The 15679-nt window shown below is 69.9% G+C and carries 17 protein-coding genes and 1 pseudogene; 6 read left to right on the top strand and 12 right to left on the bottom strand.

Annotation, left to right across the window (positions count from 1 at the left end; translation table 11 throughout):
- Positions 1-810: pseudogene (locus CXY76_RS00240) on the top strand (large membrane associated protein); the annotation flags it as partial.
- Positions 811-891: 81 nt separating this feature from the next.
- Here the strand turns inward: CXY76_RS00240 and CXY76_RS00235 are convergent.
- The 7 genes from CXY76_RS00235 to CXY76_RS00210 all read right to left on the bottom strand — a co-directional run bounded on the left by CXY76_RS00235 (position 892) and on the right by CXY76_RS00210 (position 6376).
- Positions 892-1692, bottom strand: a complete 801-nt coding sequence (locus CXY76_RS00235; RefSeq protein WP_104162277.1) for an HAD-IIA family hydrolase — start codon at positions 1690-1692, stop codon at positions 892-894.
- Positions 1693-1817: 125 nt separating this feature from the next.
- The gene (locus CXY76_RS00230) at positions 1818-2462 is read right to left on the bottom strand and encodes a metal-dependent transcriptional regulator (RefSeq protein ID WP_104162276.1); all 645 of its coding nucleotides are present in this window, start codon (positions 2460-2462) and stop codon (positions 1818-1820) included.
- 25 nt (positions 2463-2487) lie between these two features.
- Positions 2488-3771, bottom strand: coding sequence for an Nramp family divalent metal transporter (locus tag CXY76_RS00225; protein ID WP_104162275.1), 1284 nt, complete (start codon positions 3769-3771; stop codon positions 2488-2490).
- An 82-nt stretch (positions 3772-3853) separates the two neighbouring features.
- Positions 3854-4144 (bottom strand): ATP-dependent DNA ligase, encoded by a 291-nt coding sequence (locus tag CXY76_RS00220; protein WP_104162274.1) that lies wholly within the window; start codon positions 4142-4144, stop codon positions 3854-3856.
- A gap of 133 nt (positions 4145-4277) precedes the next feature.
- Positions 4278-4967 carry a DedA family protein gene (locus tag CXY76_RS00215; protein WP_104162273.1) on the bottom strand — a complete coding sequence of 230 codons (690 nt, stop codon included), beginning with the start codon at positions 4965-4967 and terminating at the stop codon, positions 4278-4280.
- Positions 4968-5120: 153 nt separating this feature from the next.
- Complete coding sequence (locus CXY76_RS19485; protein WP_369826041.1) at positions 5121-5501, bottom strand: GntR family transcriptional regulator; 381 nt, start codon at positions 5499-5501, stop codon at positions 5121-5123.
- A complete protein-coding gene (locus CXY76_RS00210; protein ID WP_199190145.1) occupies positions 5498-6376 on the bottom strand; it encodes a hypothetical protein in 879 nt (292 codons plus the stop codon). Before CXY76_RS00210 ends, CXY76_RS19485 begins: the two co-directional genes overlap by 4 nt.
- Positions 6377-6542: 166 nt before the next feature.
- On the opposite strand from CXY76_RS00210, the gene CXY76_RS00205 reads away from it, so the two are divergent.
- Both CXY76_RS00205 and CXY76_RS00200 read left to right on the top strand, forming a co-directional pair.
- Complete coding sequence (locus tag CXY76_RS00205) at positions 6543-7172, top strand: TrmH family RNA methyltransferase (RefSeq protein WP_104162272.1); 630 nt, start codon at positions 6543-6545, stop codon at positions 7170-7172.
- Positions 7173-7206: 34 nt separating this feature from the next.
- Positions 7207-7581: a DUF4440 domain-containing protein gene (locus tag CXY76_RS00200; protein WP_104162271.1), complete on the top strand. Its 375-nt coding sequence runs from the start codon at positions 7207-7209 to the stop codon at positions 7579-7581.
- A gap of 103 nt (positions 7582-7684) precedes the next feature.
- Here the strand turns inward: CXY76_RS00200 and CXY76_RS00195 are convergent, their stop codons facing one another.
- Both CXY76_RS00195 and CXY76_RS00190 read right to left on the bottom strand, forming a co-directional pair.
- Positions 7685-8359, bottom strand: coding sequence for a cation transporter (locus tag CXY76_RS00195; protein WP_104162270.1), 675 nt, complete (start codon positions 8357-8359; stop codon positions 7685-7687).
- Complete coding sequence (locus tag CXY76_RS00190; RefSeq protein WP_104162269.1) at positions 8356-8709, bottom strand: helix-turn-helix transcriptional regulator; 354 nt, start codon at positions 8707-8709, stop codon at positions 8356-8358. Before CXY76_RS00190 ends, CXY76_RS00195 begins: the two co-directional genes overlap by 4 nt.
- A gap of 138 nt (positions 8710-8847) precedes the next feature.
- Between CXY76_RS00190 and CXY76_RS00185 the strand changes: the two genes are divergently transcribed.
- The 3 genes from CXY76_RS00185 (at position 8848) to CXY76_RS00175 (ending at position 12563) form a co-directional block, all read left to right on the top strand.
- Positions 8848-9426 (top strand): TetR/AcrR family transcriptional regulator, encoded by a 579-nt coding sequence (locus CXY76_RS00185; RefSeq protein WP_158253809.1) that lies wholly within the window; start codon positions 8848-8850, stop codon positions 9424-9426.
- Between the two features lie 13 nt (positions 9427-9439).
- Positions 9440-11113 carry an MDR family MFS transporter gene (locus tag CXY76_RS00180; protein ID WP_233199486.1) on the top strand — a complete coding sequence of 558 codons (1674 nt, stop codon included), beginning with the start codon at positions 9440-9442 and terminating at the stop codon, positions 11111-11113.
- A 286-nt stretch (positions 11114-11399) separates the two neighbouring features.
- Positions 11400-12563 carry an NADP-dependent malic enzyme gene (locus tag CXY76_RS00175; RefSeq protein WP_104162266.1) on the top strand — a complete coding sequence of 388 codons (1164 nt, stop codon included), beginning with the start codon at positions 11400-11402 and terminating at the stop codon, positions 12561-12563.
- Positions 12564-12740: 177 nt separating this feature from the next.
- On the opposite strand, the gene CXY76_RS00170 is transcribed toward CXY76_RS00175, so the two are convergent.
- The 3 genes from CXY76_RS00170 to CXY76_RS00160 all read right to left on the bottom strand — a co-directional run.
- Positions 12741-13784, bottom strand: coding sequence for a DNA polymerase IV (locus CXY76_RS00170; protein WP_104162265.1), 1044 nt, complete (start codon positions 13782-13784; stop codon positions 12741-12743).
- 76 nt (positions 13785-13860) lie between these two features.
- Entirely contained in the window at positions 13861-14544 is a 684-nt protein-coding gene (locus tag CXY76_RS00165; protein WP_104162279.1) for a bifunctional 2-polyprenyl-6-hydroxyphenol methylase/3-demethylubiquinol 3-O-methyltransferase UbiG, read from the bottom strand.
- Between the two features lie 97 nt (positions 14545-14641).
- Positions 14642-15679 (bottom strand): YhgE/Pip family protein (locus tag CXY76_RS00160; RefSeq protein WP_158253808.1); only part of this gene is annotated, 1038 nt, incomplete at its 5' end.

The following is a 15679-nucleotide window of genomic DNA, read 5'->3' as shown; positions in this document are numbered from 1 at the left end:
GCCCCCGATCACGACACCGCGCCGGTGTCGCGGCGCGCCGCGCACGGGGACGCGCCACTGCCCGAACTATCGCCGGCCGGTGCCCCCGTGTCCGCCGCGACCGCGGCCGCGGCAACCGGCGCAGCTACAGCTGCGCCCGGCCACGACGCGCACGCCGTACCGGCCCCGTCTGCCGACGAACCCGGTCCCCGTCGCCGCGGTCCGGCCGATGGCGGCCCGGCCGATGGCGGGCCGCCGCGCAGCCCCACGAAGCGAGACCTGCGCTGGGTCGTGGGAGCCGTGATCGCGGTGCTCGTGATCATCGGATTGTTCTTCCTGGGACAGAGCCTGGGCGACACTCCGGCGGCCGCTCCCACCGAATCCGCGTCAGCGGAGCCGAGCGCCACCACACCGCCGACGACCGCCGCGGAACCCGCCGCCCCTGGCCCGCAACCGGTCGGCGTGCACGCCTGGAACACCCTGTTCGGCACCGAGTGCCTCGAGCCGTACACGTCGCCGTGGGAGGAAGAGTTCACCGTCGTCGACTGCGCCACCCCGCACACGGGCCAGCTGGTCCATCGCGGGATCCTCGAGGGCGACAGCGGTTCACCGTTCCCCGGTGAGCAGGCGTTCGCCGACCAGATCAACGTGCTCTGCAGCGCTCCTGGCGTGATCGACTTCGAGGCCGCTGGCGCCTATGCCGATGTGCAGCTGCAGGGCAGCTACCCGGTGACCGCAGAGCAGTGGGACGCCGGCGAACGGTACTTCTACTGCTTCGCGAGCCGGTCCTCGGGCGAGCCGCTCACCGCGAGCCTGTCCCCGGCCGCCTGACACCCCGCCGCAGCAACTCCGCACACACAGAAAGCCGGGCCCTCGGGCCCGGCTTTCTGCGTGACCGCGGTGTGCCGGCGGCTAGATCTCGTCGGACTCGATCGGTCCGGCGGCAAGGAGCTGGTGCACGCCGTCGAGGATCTCGTCGGGACGGAACGGGTAGCGGGCGATCTCGGCGGGGTCGCTGATGCCGGTGAGCACCAGAACGGTGTGCAGACCGGCCTCGATGCCGGCCACGATGTCGGTGTCCATCCGGTCGCCGATCATGCCGGTGTTTTCCGAGTGTGCGCCGATGCGGTTCATCGCCGAGCGGAACATCATCGGATTGGGCTTGCCCACGACATAGGGTTCCATGCCGGTGGCCTTGGTGATCAGCGCGGCGATCGCGCCGGTGGCCGGCATCGGTCCCTCGGCGCTGGGACCGGTCGCATCCGGGTTGGTCACGATGAACCGGGCGCCCTTGAGCAGCAGCCGGATGGCCTTGGTGATGGCCTCGAACGAGTAGTTGCGGGTCTCACCCACCACCACATAGTCGGGGTCGGTCTCGGTCATGATGAAGCCGGCCTCGTGCAGCGCTGTGGTGAGCCCCACCTCGCCGATCACGAACGCCGTGCCGCCGGGGCTCTGCTGCTTGAGGAAGTCGGCGGTGGCCAGCGCGGAGGTCCAGATGCGCTCCTCCGGCACGTTCAGCCCCGAAGAGCGCAGCCGGGCCGACAGGTCACGCGGCGTGAAGATGGAGTTGTTCGTCAACACCAGGAACGGCGTGCCCGCATCGGTCCACTGCTGCAGCAGTTCGGCAGCGCCGGGCAGGGCCTGGTTCTCGTGCACCAGGACGCCGTCCATGTCGGTGAGCCAGCATTCGATCTCGTCACGGGTTCTCATGACTCGCTCCTTCTTGTGGGACGCACTCGGGCGCAACCAGGGGGACAGGCTGCCGCATCCAGACTATCGGGGAGAGGTTTGCGGGCGTCACCCCGCCACTGCACTCCGCGCCGCGGAACCGCCGGTCAGCGAGTGAGCCAGATGGCATCGGCAGCGTCCGGAGCGAGCGGGTGCAGCTCCCCGGCGGGCAGGCGCACGGTCTGCGCGTCGACCACGTTCAGGTGGCTGCCGGGGCGGATGCCCGCCTCGGCCAGGGCGCGCAGGATGCTCGGATCGCGGTCGCTGACCCGCAGCACGGTTCCGGCGTGGCCGGGCGGCGCATCCGCGAGCAGGATCGCGGGCACCCGGGCGCTGGAGCCGTCGGCGGCGGGGATGGGATCGCCGTGCGGGTCGGCCGCCGGGTGGCCCAGATGGGCGTCGATGGCCTCGAGCAGCCGGTCTGAGATCGCGTGCTCGAGCACCTCGGCCTCGTCGTGCACCTCGTCCCAGGTGTAGCCGAGTTCCCGCACCAGCCAGGTCTCGATCAGCCGGTGCCGGCGCACCACGGCCGTGGCGCGCATCCGCCCGGCCGCGGTGAGGGTGAGCGGGCCGTACGGCACGTGGGCGATGAACCCGTCGGCGGCGAGCTTCTTCACCATCTCGGTCACCGACGACGGGGCGATGCCCAGCCGGGTGGCCAGCACCCGGGGCGTGATCGGCGCCGGCTGCCACTCGGTGTGCGCGTAGATCGTCTTGAGGTAGTCCTCTGCGGCAGGTGTGGTGGGTTTCATGACCCCCTCAGGGTAGCTGGCCGGGTCATGCGGCGGTGAAGACGAGCACGAGCAGCACGGCGTTGAGGGTCACCAGAAGCACCGCGGCCACGGCGCCGGCGGCCGTGGTGAACCAGCGGTTGGCGTAGTCGCCCAGCAGGCCGCGCTGCGCCGTGAGCCACACCAACGGGATGAGGGCGAACGGGATGCCGAACGACAGCACCACCTGACTCAGCACGAGAGCCTGGGTGGGGTCGAATCCCACGCCGAGGATCAGCAGCGCCGGGATCAGCGTGACCACGCGGCGCAGCAGCAGCGGCACCCGTAGTTTGAGCAGGCCGTGCATGATCTCGGCGCCGGCGTAGGCGCCCACTGAGGTGGAGGCGAGACCGGAAGCCAACAGCCCGACCGCGAATATCGTCGCGATGGCCGGACCGAGCGTGGTCGCGAGGGCCGCGTACGCTCCCTCGAGCGAGTCGGTGCCCGGCACCCCCTGCAGGGCAGAGGCCGCGAGCAGCAGGATGGCGAGGTTGACGGTGCCGGCGATGGCCATGGCGATCGTCACATCCCACTTCGTCGCCCAGAGCAGACGCCGGGTCGCGGCGGGCCCTTCCTGCATCGGGAACCTGTCCCGGGCGAGCGCGGAGTGCGCGTAGATGGCGTGCGGCATGATCGTGGCACCGAGGATCGACGCCGCGAGCAGTACCGAATCCGCGCCCTGAAAACGCGGCACCAGGCCGTCGAGAACGCCCTGGGCGTCCGGCGGCGCGAAGAACACCCCGGCGGCGAAGCCCACCGTGATGATCAGCAGCAGGGCCACGATGACCCGCTCGAACACGCGCGGACCGCGCCGGGTCTGCACCGTGAGCACGATCATCGAGATGACACCGGTGATCACGCCGCCAGCCAGCAGCGGCAGCCCGAAGAGCAGGTTGAGGGCCACGGCGCCGCCGATGATCTCGGCCAGGTCGGTGGCCATGGCCACGAGCTCGGCCTGCACCCAGTAGAGCCGGCGGGCGGCCGGGCGCCGCAGGCGTACCCCGAGGATCTCCGGCAGGCTGGTGCCGGTGACGATGCCCAGCTTCGCCGACAGGTACTGGATCAACCAGGCCATCAGGTTGCCGGCCACGACCACCCAGACCAGCAGGTAGCCGTAGCGGGCACCCGCGGTCATGTTGCTGGCCACGTTGCCCGGGTCGAGATAGGCCACCCCGGCCACCAGCGCCGGGCCGAGCAGCCAGAGCAGTCGGGTGGAGGTCGCCGAGCTCAGCGCAGGAGGGGCGTCGGGTGCCGCGACGGTCGCGGTGTCGGCAGGGTCAGATTGAGGCATGCCTAAATGTTAGTGAATATTTAGGCCAGCCGAAACCCCCTGGCTGTGGATGCCACTGCCGACAACCGTGCCGCCCGTCGCCTCAGTCGATCACCAGCACGAGACCGTTGGGGCTGTTCGCCTGGGCGAGGAGTGCGCTGATCCGGTCCCGGTCAAGGGCGGGTGTGCGGGCGGTGCGATAGTGAAACTGCACGGAGATGCCTGGCGTCAACCAGATCGTGGTGCGGGTCTCCCCGGTATTGGCCGGGTAGCCCCAGCTGAAGTAGAAGGACTGCTGGAGACGGAACTTGGCGCCGACCACGGCCTGGAGGTGGCTGAGGAGGAGGTCGTCCAGGGTCACGGTCAGCGTGGAGTCGTAGATGAACCGTCCCATCGCGACGCCCCCCGGGTCGAATGATTCTGCTGTCCCGTGCGGTCGCTCGGCAGTATTAATCCCTCAATGTAGCGAGGGTCATGTGGCGAAGGTTAGCCCCAGTCCGGGGTGGGCATCGGTCGGACCGAGGACCCTACTCGCGCACGTCCTCGGGCAGCTCGACGGGGGGCACGGTGGCGTGGCCGCGGGTGCGCATGGCCTCGCGCCCGGCTTTGAAGAGCTCGGAGAGGATCGGGATGCCCGAGAGCAGCACGATGCCGATGATGAAGTACTCGGAGTAGTCGGCGACGAACTGGATCTGACCGAGCAGGAAGCCCACCATGGTGAGGCCGACGCCCCAGGCGAACGCGCCGATCAGGTTGAAGGTCACGAAGGTGCGGTAGCTCATTTTGCCGACGCCGGCGGCGAGGGGCACGAAGGCGCGGAAGACGGGCAGGAACCGAGCGATGATGACGGCCTTGCCGCCGTGCTTGGCGAAGAACGCGTTGGTGCGTTCGACGTTCTTCGGGTTGAAGAACCGGTTCTGCTCGCGCGCGAAGACGGCCGGTCCGGCCTTGCGACCCACGCCGTAGGCCAGTTGGTCACCCGCGAACGCGGCGACGAAGATGATCGCACAGGTCACGAAGATGGGGAACGGCACGTCGCCGGTGGCGGTGAGCAGCCCCACGGTGAAGAGCAGGGAGTCGCCCGGTAGGAACGACAGCACGATGAAGCCGGTCTCGACGAACACCACGGCGGCGACGCCCAGCAGCACGAACGATCCGAACCAACCGATCAGCCACTCGGAGTCGAGGAAGTCGATGCCGAAGAGTGTGGGATGCATGGAATTGCCTTCCGGTCGGGGTCATGAGTGCGGTCTCGATCGGATGGTGCCGGCGCGAGGACGCGGTCGGAACCGCCGCGGCTGCCGGCTGGTGCGCACCCTGCGACCAAGGGTAGCGAACCCGAGGTGAACGGAAGCTGGGTGTGGCGGGTCTCAGCGTCCGGGGGCGGGCGCACCAGCCGCCGTGCCGTCCAGGGCCGCCCGCACGAGCTCGAGCGCGGCATCACGGGTCAGGCCCAACTCGGCGGCCCGGCGCGCGTAGGCCTGAGCGGCATCCTCTGCCGAGCCGGACGTCGCACCATCGGTGATCACGGAGCCGTTGCGGCCGTGGGTTGCGATCAGACCGTCGCGCTCGAGCTCGCGATAGCTGCGCGCCACCGTATTCGGTGCGATGCCCAGGTCATCGGCCAGGCGTCGCACCGTGGGCAGCCGCGCGCCGGCTTTCAGGTCTCCGGCACCCACGGCCGCGACGATCTGCGATCGAAGCTGTTCGTAGGGGGCGACGCCGGAGTCGGGGTCGATGACGAGGATCACGCCGGGGTGCCGGTCGCTCGGTCGGCCCAGAGCCGCCGCCAGTAGTGCTGCTGCGGCCTCGAGGTGAGATCGAGGATGAGCAGGGTGATCCCGCCGGCCATCAGAGTGGCGGGGATCCCGACGGCAACCGCCGCCGCGGTGGCGACACCACCCGCGTAGTCGGCCTGGAAGCCGATGTCGAAGAAAGTGCTCAGGACCGACACGAAGCCCAGCACGATGGGCACGGCGTGCAGGTCGCGCAGGGCTCGCGAGCGCAGGCCGTCGTTCCAGGCGAGGTCGGTGGCGGATGCCGACGGCTGGCCTCGATCGAGGATGCGGCGGGAGAGCACCTCGGAGACCACCAGCCCGGCGACCGAGGCGTAGGCGAGCCAGGCTCCGGCCGACCCCCAGATGTAGGCCGAGGAGAGCCGTGCGTCGCCGAGCGCCCCGACGCTGAAGGCGATCCAGGCGGCGAGGACGGCCAGCAGCGCGAGGGCCGGCAGGACCCGTCCGCTCCAGCGCTCCAGCGGCGGCACGTAGTCCGCATACCCGGGAATGGACGACCGGGCGACCCGCGGTCCGGCGAGGCGAGTGAATGCGCTCACCGCCGACGCGAGTGCGGCGCCGATGGCGCTGCCGACGCCCAGGCCGGCGAAGATCAGTACGGGAACGTAGCCGGCGTTGAAGCCGCCGGGGAGGAGCAGGGCGGTGATGACGGCGATCGCGATTCCCGTGCCCCCGCCGGTCAGGAGCGCGCGCTCCCGGCGGATGAGCTGGCCGATGAGGCCCTCGGCGGTGTCGACGGGCACGGCGACGCCCAGGCGGCGCGCGTACGCGTCGAGCTCCCGCGCCCGGTTGGCGGGTTTGCTCGAGCTGAGCGGGGTGAAGGCAGACATGATCGCGATGGCACAACACACGAACACATAGGACACACGCGCCTCCATTCCCCGGGCAGAAGGCCGACATCCGCCTTCGTAGCAATACAAACAATGTAGCGGTACAAAACTGCGGAAAGCAACCGGGCGTGCCGTACCTCGCGCGCCGGCGGGATACGGTTGTGCAGTGCCAGAACCGTTGAATCCCACCCCAGAGCTGTCCACCAACGGGGTCGGCCCGTGGGCCGGGGAGTGGCCGGACGAGCCGTACTACGACCGTGAGCTGCTCGAGCGTGGTGACACCCGCAACGTGGTCGACCGGTACCGGTACTGGACGATGGCGGCGATCGTCGCCGACCTCGACGAGACGCGCAACCCGTTCCACGTGGCCATCGAGAACTGGCAGCACGACATGAACATCGGCTCCATCGTGCGCAGCGCCAATGCGTTCGGCGCCGACACCGTGCACATCATCGGCCGCAAGCGCTGGAACAAGCGCGGCGCCATGGTGACCGACCGCTACCAGCACGTGCTGCACCACCCGGATGTGGCGGCGTTCGTGGAGTGGGCCCACACCGAGAACCTGCCGATCATCGCCATCGACAACCTGCCCGGCAGCGTGATCATGGAGACCTTCAGCTTCCCCGAGCGTTGTGTGCTGTTGTTCGGCCAGGAGGGTCCCGGCCTCTCACCGGAGGCCGTCGCCGCCGGGGACGCCCTGGTGGAGATCAGCCAGTTCGGCTCGACTCGCTCGATGAACGCCTCCGCGGCGGCCGCGGTCACCATGCACGCCTGGATTCTGCAGCACAAATTCTGACCCGCCCGGCCCGGCCGAGGGCTAGCGTGGAGTCATGACTGCGATCACCGACGATCTCCCTGCCAGACTCCTGCACGAAGCCCACGAGGGGTGGCGCGCCATCCTCGCCGGCAAGGGCGGTGACTACTACCAGCGCACCATGACCGGTGACGGCCTGCTGATCCTGCCGGGGGTGGTGCTCGGCCGCGACGACGTGCGCGCCGCGTTCAAGGCCGCCGCTCCGCTGGACCGGTACGAGCTGCACGAGCCGGCCGTCATTCGCTTGGGCGAGCACGCTGGCGTGTTGGTCTACCGGTCCATGGCCTGGCGCGGCGACACCGCGACCGAGCTGCAGATGTCCACCACGTACCTCTTCGACGAGAGCAACGGCGGCTGGGCGATCGCGGCGCACCAGGAGTCGCCGGTCTAGGCATCCGCTTCGCCGCACCTCGTATGGCCCATCGCGCCCGCTATAGCGGGCGCGGTGGGCCATAACCGGTGCGGCGACGACCTCCGGCGTCGCCGAGGGGTGATCAGTGGCCGGTCTCGGCGGCGCGCTCGCCGGTGAGCGCCGAAACCGGAACCGTGCAGGCGTCGCCGCGCCACGCCTCGCGGCCCTCCTTCACCGCGAAGCCGGCGATCACCAGCGCCGCGACCGAGTCCGCCCAGGCCCAGCCGAGCAGTGAGTTGAGCAGCAACCCGGCCAGCAGTGCGGCGGAGAGGTAGCTGCAGAGCAGGGTCTGCTTCGAGTCGGCGACGGCGGATGCCGACCCGAGTTCCCGGCCGGTGCGACGCTCGAACCAGCTCATGACCGGCATGATCGCCAGGCTCACCGCGGCCAGGGCGATCCCCACCGGGCTGTGCTCTGCCTCGCGCACGCCGAACAGCGACAGGGCAGCATCCACGCTCACGTAGGCCGCCAGCGCGAAGAAGGAGACGGCGATCACCCGAAGGGCCGCCCGCTCGCGCTTCTCCGGGTCCGGTGCCGCGAACTGCCAGGCGATCGCCGCCGCCGAGAGCACCTCGACGATCGAGTCGAGGCCGAAGCCGACCAGTGCGGCGGAGGAGGCGACGGTGCCGGCGGCCAGGGCGATGCCCGCCTCGATCACGTTGTAGCTGATGGTGATCGCCACCACCAGGCGGATGCGTCGCTGCAGCACCAGGCGACGGGCCGGGTCGAGTGACGATGCCGTGTTCGTGGCGGTCATGTGGCGGTTCCGCAGCAGCCGGGAACGTCGCAGTCGGTTTCGGTGCACGGCTCACCGTCGTCGACGGCGAGCACCACCTCCACGAGGGCCGCGAGCGCGCGGGTCAGGTGCGGGTCGGCGATCTCGTACCGGGTCTGCCGGCCCTCGGGCACCGCGGCCACGATGCCGCAGCCGCGCAGGCAGCTCAGGTGGTTGGAGACGTTCGACCGGGTGAGGTCGAGAGACCGGGCGATCCGGGCCGGGTAGCCGGGCGCCTCGAGCAGGCTCAGCAGGATGCGGGACCGGGTGGGGTCGGCCATCGCACGACCCAGGCGATTCATGACGTCGAGGTGGCTCGCAATGGTCAGCATCCACTGACCATACAGCGCCGGGTGACCTGTCGCCAAGCCTGACCCCGAGCGTCGGGATTCAACTTGCACTGTGTGTCCAATGATGCAAAACTGCACTCTATGTCAGAAAGTGCAACCACTTCCCGTGTTGAGAGACGGATGCGTAAAACCGCCGCCAATCTCACGGCGGTGTCGCGTCGGCTCACGGCCGAGCGCGGCCTGGCCGGTTTCACGATCGAGGAGGTGTGCGCCGCCGTCGACGTGTCCCGGCGCACCTTCTTCAACTACTTCGCCAGCAAGGAAGACGCCGTCATCGGGGTCAATCCCGACGACGAGTACCGACTCTTCGCCGAAAAGTTCCTGGCCCGCGGAGCGGGCGAGTGGCCGCAGGTGCTCAACGACCTGATCGACCTGGCCATCCAGCACATTGAATCCGATGAGATGGACCCCCGGGAGCACAGCGACCTGATGGTGGCCCTGGAACGTGAGCCGCGCCTGCTGGCCCGTTTCATCGGCCTGTCCAGGGACCGCGACCGCCAGCTCCGCGGCCTCATCGTCGAGAGGCAGGGCGTCGACGGCGACGACCCGCGTGCTGCGGCGATCGTGAGCATCGTCGGTTCACTGATGAAATCCACCGCCGCCACCTTCGTCGATCCGGCGAATGACCAAGACTTCGCCGTCATCCTCTCTTCTTCGCTCGACGCCATGCGCCTCGTGCTGGCCGTACCCACTCCCTGAAAGGCAATATTTCGTGACCACCACCTCCGAGGCGCCGATCCTCCTCACCAAGCGGCGAATCTGGATCATCTTCGGCGCCCTGATCGCCGGCATGCTCCTGTCCAGCCTCGACCAGACCATCGTCTCCACCGCGATGCCCACCATCGTCGGCCAGCTCGGCGGCGTGGAGCACCAGGTCTGGCTGACCACCGCGTACCTGCTGGCGACGACCATCGTGATGCCCGTCTACGGCAAGTTCGGTGACGTGCTCGGCCGGCGCAACCTGTTCCTCATCGCGATCGCCCTCTTCACCCTGGCCTCGGTCGGCTGTGCCTTCGCGGGCGACTTCACCCAGCTGGTGGTCTGGCGCGCCGTACAGGGCCTCGGTGGCGGTGGCCTGATGATCCTCTCCCAGGCGATCATCGCCGACATCGTGCCGGCCTCGGAGCGGGGCAAGTACCTCGGCCCGCTCGGCGCCGTCTTCGGCCTCTCCGCCGTCGGCGGCCCCCTGCTCGGCGGCTACTTCGTCGACCACCTCACCTGGCAGTGGGCGTTCTACATCAACATCCCCGTGGGCATCGCGGCGTTCGCCATCGCCTGGTTCACCCTCAAGCTGCCCAGCAAGAAGGCCACCCAGCCCATCGACATCCTCGGTGTGGTGCTCCTGAGCGCGTTCACGACCTGCCTGATCTTCTTCACCGACTTCGGCGGCGACTCCGCCCACGGCTGGGCCGCCGCCGAGACCTGGCTGTTCGGTGCCGGTCTCGTCGTCTCCGCGCTGCTCTTCGTGCTCGTCGAGGCGCGCGCCGCCGACCCGATCATCCCGCTGTCGCTGTTCCGCAACCCCACCTTCGTCAACGCCACCGCGATCGGCCTCACCCTGGGCCTGGGCATGTTCTCGGCGATCGGGTTCGTGCCCACCTTCCTGCAGATGTCCTCGGGCACGTCGGCGGCGGCATCCGGCCTGCTGATGCTGCCGATGATGGCCGGCCTCATCGGCACATCGATCATCTCGGGTATCGCGATCACCAAGACCGGCAAGTACAAGATGTTCCCGATCCTCGGGACGATCCTCACCGCGCTGGCCATGGTCGCCATGACCACCCTCGCCGCCGAAACGCCGATCTGGCTGATCTGCGTGTACCTGTTCGTCTTCGGCGCGGGCCTCGGCCTGATCATGCAGGTCGTCGTCCTGGTGGCGCAGAACTCGGTTGACCCGTCGATGGTCGGCACCGCGACGAGCACGAACAACTACTTCCGTGAGGTGGGTGCGGCTCTCGGCGTCGCGGTGTTCGGCACGATCTTCACCTCCCGCCTCACCGAGAACCTCACCGGCGTGTTCGCCGGCGCCGGTGCGAGCGCGGCGGATGCGGCGGACGCGACGGCCAGCATCGACCCGCAGACCCTGAACGCCCTGCCGGACGTCGTGCGCGACGGGGTCGTGGCCGCCTACGCGGATGCCCTGGCCCCGGTGTTCTGGTACCTGCTGCCGTTCATCGGCCTGGCCTTCATCCTCTCCCTGGTGCTCAAGCAGATCAAGCTCTCCGACGTCGCCGGAATGGTCGCCCGCGGCGAGGCCGTCGGCGGTGCGGAGGCCGAGGCCCTCGAGGCCGCTCAGCACGGCCACCCGAAGTCGCACCCGGCCGCCGGGGGTCCCGACGCCGGCGACCGTGCCGACGACGCGCTGGAGGCATCCGAGCCGCGCTAGATCGCCGAGTTGCTTCAGAATGCCCCTTCGCCGCATCCGAAGGGGCATTCTGCAGCGAGTCGCCGCCGGGCTCCTCCGCGACTTCGGCCGTACTGCCCCTTCGATGCCCGCCAAGGGGGCATCTGCGGCAACTCGGCGCCGCTGTTCGCGCCGGAGGCGAACAGGAGACTAGGCCAATGGTCCCGTTCATTCGAGCCATGGTGGCCGTAGCCTGATCCCAGGCCGGTCTGGAGATCCTTCAGGAAGTGTGCGGCTTTTTCGTGTCTCGACCGCAAAGGCCCGCTCCATGACTCTGACCACCCCCGTTCAGCCAGCCGTCGTCACCACCGACGAGATCTTCGCCGCCCACGAGGGCGGCAAGCTGCGCATCGAACTGGCCCGACCCATCGACACCCGGCGTGACCTGGCCATCGTCTACACCCCGGGCGTGGCCGAGGTCAGCCGCGCGATCCACACCGATGCCGCCGTGGCCGCATCGCACACCTGGGCGAGCCGGCTCGTGGCCGTCGTCAGCGACGGCACCGCGGTACTGGGCCTGGGCGACATCGGCCCGGCCGCCGCGCTACCCGTGATGGAGGGCAAGTCGGCCCTGTTCCAGCGCTTCGCCGGGCTGAACTCGATCCCCCTGGTGCTCGACACCACCAACGTCGACGAGATCGTCGAGACCCTCGTGCGCCTGCAGCACAGCTTCGGCGCGGTGAACCTCGAAGACGTCTCGGCGCCGCGGTGCTTCGAGCTCGAGGCCAAGCTCATCGAGGCCCTCGACATGCCCGTCATGCACGACGACCAGCACGGCACCGCCGTCGTGGTACTGGCCGCGATCACCAACGGCGCCAAGGTGCTCGGCCGGGACCGCGCCGGCCTGCGGGTCGTCGTCTCCGGCGCGGGCGCCGCGGGGATCGCGATCGCCGCGATCCTGCTCGAGGTGGGCATCCGGGACGTCGTGCTGCTGGACTCCCGCGGCATCCTCAGCGGCCACCGCATCGACCTGACCGGCGTCAAGGCCGAGTTCGCCGGGACGTCGAACCCCCGCCAGATCGACGGCGGCCCGGCGCAGGCGCTCGCCGGCGCCGACGTCTTCGTCGGCGTCTCCTCCAGCACCGTGGAAGAATCCCTGCTCGCGACGATGTCCGATGACGCCATGATCTTCGCGCTCTCCAACCCCGACCCTGAGGTGGCCCCCGACGTCGCCGGCCGCTACGCCAGGATCGTGGCCACCGGACGCAGCGACTACCCCAACCAGATCAACAACGTGCTCGCCTTCCCCGGCATCTTCCGGGGTGCCCTGGATGCCGGCGCCCGCCGCATCACCACCGCCATGAAGATCGCCGCCGCGATGGCCATCGCCGACCTGGTCGGCGACGACCTCGCCGCCGATTTCATCGTGCCCAGCCCGTTCGACGAGCGGGTGGCCGACGCGGTCGCCGCCGCGGTGATGGCGGCCGTCTAACGGTCGCACCCCTTCGTTGGTCGAGCCTGTCGAGACCCGGTGGCCCGGCCCGCGGGTCGCACCCCTCTCGTTGGTCGAGCCTGTCGAGACCTGGTGACCCGGCCTGCGGTCGCACCCCCTTCGTTGGTCGAGCTTGTCGAGACCCGGTGACCCGGCCCGCGGGTCGCACCCCCTTCGTCAGAACAGGGTGTGTTGCACCCGATCGAGCGGGAGCAGTCCCGTCAGGGTGACCCGCATCCCGGCCAGCCTGGGCACCGACTCGCCGGCCAGCAGGTCGGCGGCCACCGCGAGCCAGGTCGCCCGGCCGGTCGTCGCGCCCACGAGGGTGCGCTTGAGCACAATCGCCTTCCCGCCGGTCTCCGGGCGCAGGGTGAGAGTGATCCCCGTGCCCGCAAGGCCGGCCCGCTCGGCGCGTTTACAGAGCCGCTCGACACAGGCCTCGGCCAGCTCGGTCGGCGTCTTATCCGGCCGCGCGTAGCCCGCGGTGGATCCTTCGGCCGTGAGGGAGGAGCGCTGTTCGACCGGGCGCACCACCGCATCGTCGGTGCCCTCCCGAATGCGCCACAGTCGCCGCGCCATCGCGGTGCCGCAGACATGCTGCAGTTCGTTCCGCGGGATTCCGTCCACGTCGCCGAGCCTCAGCACGCCGATGCGATGGAGTCGCTGCAGTGTGGTGGCACCGATTCCCCAGACGTCGGTGATCGGCAGGGTCGTGCGCAGACCCGCTTCCTCTCCGGAGTCGATCACCGAGAGCCCGTCGGGCTTCGCCCGGCGCGAGGCGAGCTTTGCCATCAGCTTGGTGCTGCCCACCCCGACGCTGATGGGGATGCCGAGTTCGCGGGCCACCCGCCGGCGCAGCGCGTGGCCGGCGTCGATGGCGCCGGCCCAGTCGGTCGCGCCGACGTCGAGGAAGGCCTCCTCGATCGAACCGGGCTCCACCGCCGTGGCGCTGGTGTGAAAGATGTCGAAGAGGGCGTCGCCCACGTCCTCGACCTCCGCGCGCGGCACATCGATCAGGATCAGCTCCGGACACTGCCTCAGCGCATCCTGGGCGAGCGATCCGGAGCGCACACCGCGCGCCCGAGCCGGGTAGTTCGCGCTGGCTATGTAGACATGGGCGACCACGGCAACCGGCACGGCGGCGAGCTCTGGTCTCGACCGCAGCGCGACGGATGCGAAAAAGGCATCGGCGTCAGCGTGCAGGACCGGGCGCGCCGTCATGTGCTCCGACCCCGTTGAGCACCACCTGCAGCTGCGTAGTACATGTGTTCGATTGTAGCCGAGGCGCCAGCCGTGCTCAGGCGTGCCGGGTGGCCCGAACGATCGCGTCGCGCATCAGGAGGGAACGGCCCTCCGGGCCGGTGACCGTGCGGGTGTGCTCCTCGGCGCTCTCAATGCGCCAGGTCGCCGGGTCGAGACGACCGGTGATGTCCGCCAGGGTGACCGTCGCTTCGGCGGGAGGCCGCTGGCCCGGACCGTGACCGTGCTCGTGACCGTGGCCGTGCTTGTGGCCCCCTTCGTGATCCGCCGAGGCCGGCTCGTGCAGATGCCCGACGATCAACAGGGTGCCACCGGGGGCGACCCAGTCCGCGATGCGCTCATAGAAGGCGAGCTGCGGTATCGCCGGGTGCGCGTAGCTGGTGGTCACCAGGTCGAACCGGCCCGCCGGAAGCCACGTGGTGAGGTCGGCCTCGAGCCAGGTCACCCGTTCCGCAACCGACGCCTCGGTCGCCCGTTCCGTCGCTGCCTCGAGGGCGGCGGCGGAGATGTCGGCGGCGGTCACCCGCCAGCCGTGGTCGGCCAGCCAGATGGCGTCGGCACCGGTGCCGCAGCCGGCATCCAGGGCGGTCCCGGGCTCAAGGCCGGCGATCTCCCGTTCGAGATGCGGGTTCGGGCTGCTCTGGCCCGACACGTCGGACGCCGGATCGTGCGCCTGTTCCCAGTGCCGCTCCCAGTAGTCCTTCTCAAAGCTGTGCGTCATCGGGTCGGCCTTTCGGATGTGGTCGTCTGCTGGCTCGATGATGCCGAACACGACGGCACGTGCGCAAACTCTCTTGCCGGAATGGCAAGCGAGCGGGTCAGCCGATCAGGCTGGGTTTGAGGTCGCGCAGGGTGCGGAAGTGCGTCATCCGCACCACGCCGATCGCCGCGAGCACCAGCGCCCCGGTGAGCCAGAGCAGCAACACCCCGGCGTCGTTGAGGGCGGTGGCCGGGTTGCCGCCGTACATCAGCTGGCGGATGCCGTCGACGGCGTAGCTCATCGGCACCACATGGTGCAGGAACGCCAGCGGTGCCGGCAAGGTCTGCCACGGGAAGGTGCCGCCGGCGGTGACCAGTTGGAGCACCATGAGCACCAGGCCCACGAACTGGCCCACGCTGCCCAGCCAGACGTTCAGCGCGAGGATGATCGCGGCAAAGGTGAGCGCGGCCAGGCCCATCATGCCGTAGGTGCCGAGCGGGTTGTGCACCTCGAAGTGCAGCACGCCGGTGAGGATGGCGAACAGGGCGGCCATCTGCAGGAGGCCCAGGATGCCGGGGGTGAGCCAGCCGGCCAGGGTGATCTTCAGAGGGGAGTGCAGCGCCGTGATGGCGCGGCGGGAGACCGGCTTCACGATCAGGAACAGGGCGTAGATGCCGATCCAGCCGGCGAGGCTGGCGAAGAACGGGGCCAGGCCGGCGCCGTAGGTGCCCGCGGAGGTCACCGCCGCCTTCTGCAGGTTGACCGGGTCGGCGATGGTCGAGCCCTGCAGGTCGAGGGTCTGGGCGTCAGTGTCCGGGATGCTGCCGACGCCGTCGGTGAGCCCGTCGCGCAGGGTGCCCGCGCCGTCCGTGAGGCCGACGAGGCCGTCGCTGAGCGACGAGGCGCCCGTGGCGAGGGTCTCGGCCCCGGACCTGGCGGAGTTCGCGCCGGAACTGAGGCGTGCCGCGCCGTCGGCGGCGGAGGCTGCACCGGTGCTCAGTGTGGCGGCACCGTCGGCGGTCTGGCCGGCGCCGGCGGCCAGGCTGCTGGCTCCGGTCGCGGTCTGCCCGGCGCCGGTGGCGAGAGCGGTGGCGCCGTCCGCGCTCTGGTGCGCGCCGGTGGCGAGGGCAGCGGCGCCGGTGGCGGACTGGCGTGC

This window comes from Cryobacterium sp. N22 (genome assembly GCF_002929555.1).
Taxonomy (GTDB): Bacteria; Actinomycetota; Actinomycetes; order Actinomycetales; family Microbacteriaceae; genus Cryobacterium.
Note: the sequence above shows the minus strand (reverse complement) of the source record. Positions and strands in the feature narration are given on the sequence as shown.